Annotated in this window: 8 protein-coding genes and 1 pseudogene; 8 read left to right on the top strand and 1 reads right to left on the bottom strand. The window is 50.0% G+C overall.

Annotated features, from left to right (window positions below):
• Positions 1 to 45: 45 nt before the first annotated feature.
• Positions 46 to 261 carry a hypervirulence associated TUDOR domain-containing protein gene (locus AD944_RS02105; protein ID WP_045543155.1) on the bottom strand — a complete coding sequence of 72 codons (216 nt, stop codon included), beginning with the start codon at positions 259 to 261 and terminating at the stop codon, positions 46 to 48.
• Between AD944_RS02105 and AD944_RS02100 the strand changes: the two genes are divergently transcribed.
• From AD944_RS02100 to AD944_RS16615, 8 genes and pseudogenes are all read left to right on the top strand, one after another.
• Positions 260 to 865, top strand: a complete 606-nt coding sequence (locus AD944_RS02100) for a DUF488 domain-containing protein (RefSeq protein ID WP_045543156.1) — start codon at positions 260 to 262, stop codon at positions 863 to 865. The two genes, AD944_RS02105 and AD944_RS02100, sit on opposite strands and share 2 nt — an antisense overlap.
• Before the next feature lie 447 nt (positions 866 to 1,312).
• Positions 1,313 to 5,014: a nitrate reductase subunit alpha gene (locus tag AD944_RS02095; RefSeq protein ID WP_045543293.1), complete on the top strand. Its 3,702-nt coding sequence runs from the start codon at positions 1,313 to 1,315 to the stop codon at positions 5,012 to 5,014.
• Positions 5,015 to 5,066: 52 nt separating this feature from the next.
• Positions 5,067 to 6,599, top strand: coding sequence for a nitrate reductase subunit beta (narH, locus tag AD944_RS02090; RefSeq protein ID WP_045543292.1), 1,533 nt, complete (start codon positions 5,067 to 5,069; stop codon positions 6,597 to 6,599).
• Positions 6,542 to 7,297: a nitrate reductase molybdenum cofactor assembly chaperone gene (gene narJ, locus AD944_RS02085; protein WP_236709300.1), complete on the top strand. Its 756-nt coding sequence runs from the start codon at positions 6,542 to 6,544 to the stop codon at positions 7,295 to 7,297. The genes narH and narJ overlap by 58 nt, the downstream gene beginning before the upstream one ends.
• Entirely contained in the window at positions 7,294 to 7,998 is a 705-nt protein-coding gene (narI, locus tag AD944_RS02080) for a respiratory nitrate reductase subunit gamma (RefSeq protein ID WP_045543290.1), read from the top strand. The genes narJ and narI overlap by 4 nt, the downstream gene beginning before the upstream one ends.
• 150 nt (positions 7,999 to 8,148) lie before the next feature.
• The gene (locus AD944_RS02075) at positions 8,149 to 8,862 is read left to right on the top strand and encodes a peptidylprolyl isomerase (protein ID WP_236709301.1); all 714 of its coding nucleotides are present in this window, start codon (positions 8,149 to 8,151) and stop codon (positions 8,860 to 8,862) included.
• A 51-nt stretch (positions 8,863 to 8,913) separates the two neighbouring features.
• Positions 8,914 to 9,399: an HPP family protein gene (locus AD944_RS02070; RefSeq protein WP_052427261.1), complete on the top strand. Its 486-nt coding sequence runs from the start codon at positions 8,914 to 8,916 to the stop codon at positions 9,397 to 9,399.
• 275 nt (positions 9,400 to 9,674) lie between these two features.
• A pseudogene (locus tag AD944_RS16615) lies at positions 9,675 to 10,393 on the top strand (IS3 family transposase); the annotation flags it as partial.

Here is a 10,393-nt window from a genome sequence, read left to right as displayed (position 1 = left end):
AGCCGTCCACACCATCAGTTCTCAGTGAAAATCAACAGGCAGAGCTTATGTGAGTCTGGTCAACGCCGAACCTTTGTGAAAGGCGATATGCCCTGTTTTCAGGCTTCTGATCTCATATTGAGGTTCCTGCGTCGTCGCATGATGCTGGTATCCGTTGACATCAAACGGAGTAGTGTGAATGGCTGTGATGCGACCACTGACATAGCCAGCTTCCGAGTTCCATGACACGGTGTCTCCGATTTTGAAATGTTGTGAACTCATGAGAAATAATACCTTCGGACGTGATCAGAAAGAGGAGATTGTTATCAACACTCCGCATCCTTTTTACACTATTGGTCATTCAACGCACCCTCTGGCTGATTTCATCGCTCTCCTGCAGCACTATGGTGTGACGCAGATTGCCGATGTGAGGGCCTTTCCCTACTCAAGACGCAATCGGGAGTATGATGGAGAGCGTCTGGTCTCCGAGCTCGGTGTGCAGGGAATTGGCTATAGTCATATTCCTGAACTGGGGGGACGGCGTCCGCGTTCAGCAACCGTGCCTGTTGAAACCAATGCTTACTGGCGGGTGCAGAGTTTTCATAATTACGCTGACTACGCCCAAGGAGACGACTTTCATCGCGGTCTTGAAAAGCTGATCGCATTAGGACGAGTGGCAACGGTTGCGCTAATGTGTGCGGAAGTTCTCTGGTGGCGGTGTCATAGGCGGATCATCACCGATTATCTTTTGATCAACCACTTGACCGTTTACCATATTTTTTCTATGGCAAAAGCAGAGCCAGCTATCTTGACGTCAGCAGCTGTTGTTCAGAAAAACAACCGAATCACTTATCCATCCACGAGTGATGATTATTCTAGAAAATGAGACGGAAACTGCGTAGACGCTTTCCTTAGACGCGATGGATCCTGCACGAGAGCGAGTTTATCCATCCTATCTCACGGGTCTTTCTTTCTCTCTACAAAAACTAGGGTAATTTCCCGCCCAGATATTATCGTGGATTATTTTATGTTACATGACTTCGAAGTTTTTTACGTTATATCTCCAAAAATACTTTATTTACTCACACATTACCAAAGTTTTTTGGATTAGCAATGAGGTTTATTATAATAAGTAAACAAAAAATAAATTATTGTAGTTATTATTTAATTACACGCGCTTAGAATTAAATTAGTATAACAATTTTCCTATTTTAAATTAATTTAATTACTTAGCTGTAATTTTACCGTTGATATATGTCATAGCGACATTAGGAAGGAAAACGTAGTAGCGTGAATTGTTATGACAAATTGATTTCCTAGGATTTTTCTCGTTATGAGTCAACTGATCGACAGACTTCTCTTTTTCAAAAAATATCAAGGTAAGTTTGCGGGTGGCCATGGCGTCAATACAGATGAAAGCCGGGCATGGGAGGATACCTATCGGTCCCGGTGGGAGAGTGAGAAAATTGTCCGGTCAACGCATGGCGTGAACTGCACCGGCAGTTGCAGTTGGAAGATCTATGTTAAAAGTGGTCTGGTCACGTGGGAAACACAACAGACCGACTACCCGCGCACGCGACCAGATATGCCCAACCACGAACCACGTGGCTGCCCGCGTGGCGCAAGCTACTCATGGTATCTGTATAGCAGTAACCGTATTCGCTACCCGCTGGTGCGCAAACGGTTGGTTGAGTTGTGGCGCGAAAAACGTAAGACGCTGGATGCGGTCTCGGCTTGGGCAGCCATCCAAAACGACCCGGTCGCCCGTCAGAGTTATCAGGCGCAGCGTGGGCTGGGGGGCTTTGTTCGGGTTCCTTGGGATGAGGCAAACGAACTGATCGCTGCGGCCAATATCCATACGATCAAAACATGGGGGCCTGACAGGCTGGTTGGGTTTTCTCCCATTCCGGCCATGTCCATGCTGAGTTACGCTGCCGGAACACGATATTTAAGTCTTCTTGGTGGAACATGCCTGTCTTTTTATGACTGGTATTGTGATCTGCCTCCCGCGTCCCCTCAGACGTTTGGTGACCAGACAGACGTGCCAGAAAGCCTTGACTGGTATAATTCGGGCTATCTGCTGGTCTGGGGCTCCAATGTCTCCATGACCCGCACACCCGATGCGCATTTTTATACAGAAGCCCGGTATCGGGGTGCGAAAAGCGTAGTCATTGCTCCTGACTATGTAGAAGTCGCTAAATTTGCAGATTTATGGCTTCATCCTCGTCAGGGAACAGACTCTGCACTGGCCCTGGCTATGGCGCATGTCATGCTTCGCGAGTTTTATCTGGAGCGTCAGGTTCCTTATTTTCAGGATTATGCCACCCGGTACACGGATCTCCCGTTTCTGTTGATGTTGGACCCCAGCGATGAAGGGCAGAAACCCGGCAGGCTTCTCCGTGCCGCGGATCTGGCGGATAACCGGTATCATACCTCAGAAGCTGACTGGAAGCCTCTGGTGTGGGATCGGGAAGAGGCATGTCCCGCCATGCCGCGTGGTTCAGCGGGCTTCCGGTGGGAAAACGAGGGGAAATGGAACCTTGAACCCTTTGATGCGGTAACGGGTGCGCCCTTAACGCCGTCTCTTTCTCTGGTCGGGAGCGGAGAAAAGGCCTCAGTACTGTTCCCGTATTTTGGTGGCGACGGGCGTTTTGGCTTGAATGCGGCGGAGCCAGTCCATGCCCGCACCGTGCCGGTCCGAAGCATAACCCTGAAAACAGGCGAGCGTGTCCAGTGCGCCACTGTTTTTGATTTAATGACTGCACATTACGGGCTTTCTGCGGACCCTGCTGAGTGGCCGGATTATGACCGTAACGTGCCTGGCACGCCCGCGTGGCAGGAAGCCATTACAGGCGTGCCGCGTGAGAGGTGTATTGCCGTAGCGCGCGGCTTTGCCCGGAATGCGGAGGCTACTCAGGGGCGCTCCATGGTTATTCTGGGGGCAGGCCTCAACCATTGGTATAACATGGATATGACGTACCGCGCTATTTTGAACATGCTCATGCTGTGTGGGTGCATCGGTCAGAATGGTGGTGGCTGGGCGCATTATGTCGGGCAGGAAAAGCTACGCCCATCCGCAGGGTGGGGGCCAGTCGCGTTTGCGGGGGACTGGGGCGGCCCGCCACGCCGAATGAACGGCACAAGCTTCTTCTATGCACATACAGACCAGTGGCGTTATGAGCAGTTAACACCAAGGGAGCAGCTTTCACCTCTGGCGTCGCCTGAAAAATGGCCTCAAACCGTGCTTGACTGCAATATTCAGGCTGAACGACGCGGCTGGCTGCCAAGTGCGCCACAACTTGCGGTCAATCCGTTACAGCTCGGTCAAAAAGCAGCTCAAAGTGGGCGGGATCCTGCAACATATGTGAAGGACGCTCTTGTATCCGGTTCCATCAAGCTTGCTTGTGAAGACCCCGATGCACCGGAGAACTGGCCGCGTAACATGTTTGTCTGGCGGTCAAACTTGCTAGGTGCCAGCGGCAAAGGACATGAATATTTCATGAAGCACCTGTTGGGCGCGCCTAACAATGTCATGAACGAGGATAGTGATCAGAGGCCCGATTTTGCAAAGTGGCATGATAAGGCTCCAGAAGGAAAACTAGACCTTCTAACAACTATTGATTTCCGCATGAGCACAACAGCAATGTTCAGCGATGTCGTTTTGCCAACCGCAACATGGTATGAAAAATCAGACCTGAATACGTCTGACATGCACACGTTTATTCATCCGCTACAGGCTGCTGTTGACCCGGCATGGGAAGCCCGCACGGACTGGAGCATTTTCCGTGGTTTGGCTGAGACGTTCCAACGGTTGGCAAAAGGCCAGTTGGAGAGCGAAACAGATATTGTTCTGTCTCCCTTGCAAAAAGACACACCAGTCGAACTGGCGCAGCCTTATGGTGACGAAATCTGGCGGTCAGAGCACCCGATAGCTGATGTGCCGGGCAAGACAATGCCCCAGATTGCTATTGTGCCAAGACGTTATGATGAGGTCTATGATCGCTACATTACGTTAGGCCCGGGTTTGGAAAAGAAGGGGAACGCAGACCACGGGTTACAGTGGGATACAACAGCAGAGATACAGGAACTTAAGCAGACACATCCCTCAGTCTCAGTGAAATATCCCGAGAGGTCTTCTCTTTTTCAGGATACCGATGCCGTTGAGACGGTACTTATGCTGGCACCGGAAACAAATGGTGCAGTTTCAGCCAGAAGCTGGAAGTCTCTTTCAGACAAAACCGGACGAGACCTTTCTCACCGTCTGGGCGGAAGAGAGGGTGACCGGATTACATTTGCAGATATCATTACACAGCCTAGGCAGGTTATAAACTCGCCGGTATGGAGCGGTGTATCATCAACGCAGGAAGCCTACACCGCTAACTGGCTGAATGTACACGAATATGTGCCATGGCGTACATTAACGGGTCGGCTTCAGTTTTATCAGGATCACCCTTGGCTCCGTGACTTTGGGGAAACTTTTGCCACATACAAGCCACCTATTGAAACACACTCAACGCCCGAGGCCTTAGGGGCTGCGCATGATAACGGAAACCCGGTTATCCCGCTAAATTTCCTGACTCCTCATCAAAAGTGGGGCATCCATAGCACCTATGCTGAAAACCTGATTATGTTGACACTTGGTCGTGGTGGCCCGGTTGTCTGGATTAGTGAGGACGACGCAACACGGCTCAAGATTGTCGATAATGACTGGGTAGAAGCTTTTAACTGTAACGGAACATTGGTGGCGCGTGCTGTTGTCAGCCAGCGTATTCCGTCTGGTGCAGCGTTTATGTACCATGCGGCCGAGCGCACCGCCAATGTGCCGGGTAGTGAAATTACTGGCAAGCGTGCCGGTATTCATAATTCAGTGACGCGTGTTGTCATGAAACCCACCCATATGGTGGGTGGGTATGCACATCTTTCATGGTCATTCAATTATTACGGGCCGGTTGGGTCTAATCGTGATGAATTTATTTTCTTACGTAAAATGAACGATGTGAACTGGTTTGACACCACCGAAAAAGGGCAGGGATGAAGATGATTTTGAGTGCTTTTTCCGCTTTTCCCTGCATTATAGGTAAGTAACCGTGAAGATACGTGCACAGATAGGTAAGGTTCTTAATCTCGATAAATGCATCGGGTGTCATACATGCAGTGTGACGTGCAAACAGGTCTGGACCAACCGTGACGGTGTTGAATACGCATGGTTTAACAATGTCGAAAGTAAACCCGGTGTCGGTTTTCCGCAGCAGTGGGAAAATCAGGAACTGTGGCATGGCGGCTGGCAGTTGGGAAAGGGAGAGTCACTCCGCCCTAAAATTGGTGGAAAGTGGCGTATTCTTTCAAAAATTTTTGCAAACCCAAACCTGCCCCAGCTTGATGATTATTATGAACCATTTGATTTTGATTACGCTGCATTGCAGAACGAAAAAAGCGAGCGGGTTGTTACGTCTGTCCGGCCGTATTCCCGTATTACCGGGCAGGTCATGGATAAAATTGAACGGGGCCCGAACTGGGAAGAGTCTCTGGGCACAGAATTCAAACATCGTTCCAAAGACTATAATTTCCGTGATGTAGAAAAAGAAATATATGGAAAGTTCGAAAATAGCTTTCTGATGTTTCTCCCGCGACTGTGTGAACACTGCCTTAACCCGACTTGTGTTGCATCATGCCCATCAGGTGCTATTTATAAAAGGGAAGAAGACGGCATTGTTCTGGTTGATCAGGAAAAATGTCGTGGGTGGCGCATGTGTGTCAGCGGTTGCCCTTACAAGAAAATTTATTACAATTGGCACACAGGAAAATCAGAAAAATGTGTGTTCTGCTACCCTCGTATAGAAAGTGGCCAGCCTACCGTCTGCTCTGAAACCTGTGTGGGGCGTATCCGCTATCTTGGCGTCATGCTGTATGATGCCGACAAAATTGAAACCGCTGCGGCTACAACAAACCCTGAAGATGCATATGAGCAGCAGCTCGACCTTTTTCTGGACCCACACGACCCGGCAGTGGTTGAGCAGGCACGTCGGGACGGCATACCTGACGCATGGATTGACGCGGCCCAACGCTCGCCAGTGTACCGTATGATCAAGGAATGGAAAATCGCCTTTCCGCTCCATCCTGAATACCGCACCCTGCCTATGGTTTGGTACATCCCGCCCTTGTCGCCCATTCAGGAAGCAGCTTCTGCTGGTAGTCTGGAAACCCTGAATGGTATTCCAGATATCAACAGCCTGCGTATACCCGTCCAGTATCTGGCTAATATGCTCACTGCGGGGAATGAAGCGTCCATCAAAGCGGCTCTTAACCGGCTGCTGGCGCTCCGGGCCTATATGCGTCGTTTTCAGATTGAGAATGTACGTGACACCTCTCTCTTGCAGGGGGCAGGGCTGTCAGAGCAGCAAATTCAGGACATGTACCGTCTTCTGGCCATTGCGAATTATGAAGATCGCTTCGTTGTGCCAACTGCGCATAAAGAAGATGCAGAAGATCCTTACCATCAGCGCGGCATCGCGGGTTTTCATTTTAACCAGAGCACAACCTCCGGAAAAAGCCGCTTCAGCCTATGGGGGCAGCAGGGTGTAAGACCGGAAATTCGTCGTTATACGGTGAAAGGGGGATAACAATGTCTCAGTCTCTGTCATTCCTCTGTCAGTTAAGCGCTATTTTTCTTCGGTATCCTGATGAACTTATAAAGCAGGAAAGTGTAGAATTGGGCACGCTGATTTCGCTTTCCAATCTCTCTATAGAACAGAAAAAAGCTTTCGAAGAAATCAGGATTTTTCTTGCAAAAACACCACTACTGGATGCGCAAAGCCAGTATGTGCAGCTTTTTGATATGTCCCCCTCCTTATCGCTCTACCTTTTCCAGCATGTGCATGGGGATTCCCGTATGCGCGGGCAGGCTATGGTTGATCTGTTGGAAGAATATCGTTCAGCAGGCCTAGATTTGCAGGGAAACGAGTTGCCAGATTTTCTTCCGGCTTATCTAGAGTATGCCTCTCTGTGTGAGCCTCAGAAAACACAGGAGCGTCTGACAGAAATAGTTGATATTCTTGCCGTGCTTTCCAGGAGGCTTCAGGAAAGAAAGTCTGTGTATTCCGGCATTTTCCAAATTTTACAGGTAGCTTCCCAGCGTCTTCCTGATGAAGAGGTGGTGCATGCGCATTTAAGAGACACAGCCGTGATGGATGACCCGGCAACTCTTGATATGCGGTATGAAGAAAAACCTGTGACGTTTGATCATGCATCCTCACCTGCAGCATGCAGCGCAATGCGCTCTGATTATTCAGGCAGAGATCGTGTGGAGACAAGAGCATGAGTTGGGTCGAGTATTTTCTGTTTCAGATCTATCCGTATCTTTGTCTGTCGATATTCGCCATCGGCTGTTGGGCACGGTTTGATAGAAGTCAGTTTTCGTGGCGCACTGAATCAAGTGAATTTCTTGAACGAAAAACTCTGAAATGGGCCAGCAATAGCTTTCACGTTGGTGTGCTGGGATTGATGATGGGCCATGCTGCGGGGCTTCTGACACCCCCGCAACTGACAGAGATGCTGGGCCTGAGTGCCCATGCCCACCAGATGCTGGCTGTTGGTGCCGGAAGTGTGTTTGCCTTTTTTGCCGCCATTGGTGGCGCAGGGCTTATTTATCGCCGTGTGTTTAACAGGCGCATCAAGGCAACTAGCCGGCCGACAGACCTGTTTATTCTTCTGTTTGTCTATGCACAGCTCTGGCTCGGCATTCTGGGTTTGCCGCACTCCATGATGCATTCAGACGGACAAACAATGGAAATATTAGGAGAATGGTGCCGGGGTGTTCTGACATTCCGTTCAGGTCTGCCAAATCTGCTCGCCACTATTCCGTGGGTTTACAAGCTACATCTGGTAACCGGCATGACGTTGTTTCTGCTAACGCCGTTTACCCGTCTGGTGCATGTTATTTCTGCTCCAATCTGGTACGTTTTCCGGCCTGGATGGCAGATTGTGCGTCAGAATCACCATGTTGCGAACGATGAGACCTGAGTGCCCCAGATGATGATTTCACCCGACCAGACCACTCATGCCATTTTTGTGAATGATACGACCATTTCACTGGCCGATGTTCAGGCAGAAATGCCGTATCACAAAGCAGCATCTCTTCAGGCACAATGGCATGATGCGGCACGGGCCTTGGTGGTAAAAACATTATTGCTTGATGAGGCTCGGAAAAAATTAGATGCCGAGAGCGAGGAGTGTTTGGACGAGGAAGCGCTCATTCAGGATCTGCTGGAGCGGGAGGTTGAAGTTCCAACCCCCACGGATGCGGAGCTTGAGCGCTGGAGTGCATCTAACATCGCGCAAATGAGCACTGGCCCCGCCATGCATGTGCGGCATATTCTTGTTTATGCAGATAAATCTATGCCGGGTTCAGTGGAAACAGCACAGAAAAGGGCACAGGAGTTTCTAGACTACCTTAAGAGCACTCCCAAAGATTTTGAGCAACTGGCCGCACGTTATTCAGAATGTCCATCCTCCGGTAGAGGGGGACATTTAGGCATTGTGCAAGAGCAGGATCTTTTGCCAGAGTTCAGAAGGGCTCTTCAAACTGTTCAGGACGGTGAATTCTATGACGGCCTGATAGAAACACGATATGGCGTGCACGTTGTGCAACTCCTGAAACGGTTTTCCGCTGAGGCAAAAGTAGAAGAGTTAAGTAGAGAAGAAAAACAGCGCATTCGGATTTTTCTTGAAGATAACAGCTGGAAGCAGGGTGTACAAAACTATATTGCCATGCTTGCCGCTAAAGCGCGCATTAAAGGGTTTGACCTGTTTTCCGGCACAACAGCGCAGGCATCCAGCACGGGTTGGCCCGATGGAGGGAACTGCACCGGGAAAAAAGCTTCCTGACCGTGTAACGAGGCGTTCTATTTTTCTGGCTAAAAGAATCTGAGAGTTTTCATGATTGCGGAAATAATTTTCAAAACATTTGCTGTTTTGGTCTCCACTGGGGTCATGGGTGCGTTAGCTTATTTCACTCATTACCCACTTCTTTTTCCCAGTTTGGGGCCAACTATTTTTATTCATATTGTTACTCCGCAACAGGATGCCTCAAGAGTTTGGAATACACTGGCTGGACATGCAATTGGGATCATTGCTGCGGTGTTTTCTCTATGGGTGTTTGATGCTTTGTCCGCACCGCCTGCCATGAGCATTGACCACATCACCTGGAACCGCATGGTCGCGAGTGTGCTGGCCATATCTCTTACGGTTTTAGGACAAGGGTTTTGCAAGGCAAACCATCCTCCAGCTGCGGCAACAACATTGTTGCTGAGTTTGGGTGGATTTCATGCAGATGTAAAAACCATTAGCGTCATATGTGTAGGTGTTGTTATTTCGACTGCTGTCTCAGAAGTTTTTCAAAAAATCATAATACATAAAAAATAAGGAATTGTTTGGCGGTCAATAAGAATACGTTACGGCGTATCATTAGTTAATCGCTGAAAGTGTGACGTGTTCCACTCTCTTTTTATTACCACTTAAAAAGAAAGACCTGAGTTTTTATGGTTGGGCAGTTGATGGGATGATAAGCCTCTCTGAGGCATGCCCACGAGACGTGAACGGTGTTTCGTTGAGATATTCATCCCATAGTCTACCAGAGGTGGTCCCCATTTTTCGGACAGGGCGATAAGCTATCATCTGGCCTGAACGAGGACGGGTTTATGGGCAAGGTTACGCGGAAACGGTATGCGGCAGAGTTCAAGTCACGGGTTGCGCTGGAGGCGATTCGTGGGGAACTGACGCTGGCGGAACTGGCTTCGAAACATGGCGTGCATCAGACGATGATCGCCCAATGGAAGCGCCAGGCGATCGAAGGCATGGCAAGCCTTTTTTCTGGTAAGTTAGTAACGGAACCTTCAGTCAGCCCTGCTGATGTAGAGAAACAGCACGCCAAGATCGGCCAGTTGCTGGTGGAACGGGATTTTTTGCGGGATGCCTCTGCTCGGTTGGGCGTGATCAGAGGCGGCAGATGATTGACCCGAAGAGAGCATGCCTGCCGATAATCCGGCAATGCACGCTACTGCAACTCAACCGGTCGGGCGTCTACTATCGGCCTGTGCCACAGAGCGAAGCCAATCTGGAGCTGATGCGGCTGATCGACGCCCAGTTCCTGGAAACGCCGTATTATGGCTCACGGCAGATGACATGGCATCTGCACCGCCAGGGACATGAAGTGGGCCGCAAGCGGGTCCGGCGGCTCATGGCGATCATGGGCCTGCGGGCGATCTACCAGAAGCCGCGCACGACCGTGCCCCATCCGGAGCATCGGAAATATCCATATCTGCTACGGGATCTGGTCATCAATCGGCCTGACCAGGTCTGGTGTTCCGATATCACATATAGTGCGCCTCGCCCCGGATGGTCTGGGGGAGCGTATGAC

It is taken from the genome of Acetobacter tropicalis, assembly GCF_001580915.1.
GTDB lineage: Bacteria > Pseudomonadota > Alphaproteobacteria > Acetobacterales > Acetobacteraceae > Acetobacter > Acetobacter tropicalis.
The sequence above is the reverse complement of the archived record's forward strand: the minus strand, read 5'-3'. Positions and strand labels throughout refer to the sequence as shown.

What these genes read in the sequence shown, in the direction of transcription:
- AD944_RS02100 (WP_045543156.1), top strand. Translation starts at nt 260, where the DNA reads ATGAGAAATAATACCTTCGGACGTGATCAGAAAGAGGAGATTGTTATC.
- AD944_RS02105 (WP_045543155.1), bottom strand. Translation starts at nt 261, where the DNA reads ATGAGTTCACAACATTTCAAAATCGGAGACACCGTGTCATGGAACTCG.
- AD944_RS02095 (WP_045543293.1), top strand. Translation starts at nt 1,313, where the DNA reads ATGAGTCAACTGATCGACAGACTTCTCTTTTTCAAAAAATATCAAGGT.
- narJ (WP_236709300.1), top strand. Translation starts at nt 6,542, where the DNA reads ATGGGGGCAGCAGGGTGTAAGACCGGAAATTCGTCGTTATACGGTGAA.
- narI (WP_045543290.1), top strand. Translation starts at nt 7,294, where the DNA reads ATGAGTTGGGTCGAGTATTTTCTGTTTCAGATCTATCCGTATCTTTGT.
- AD944_RS02070 (WP_052427261.1), top strand. Translation starts at nt 8,914, where the DNA reads ATGATTGCGGAAATAATTTTCAAAACATTTGCTGTTTTGGTCTCCACT.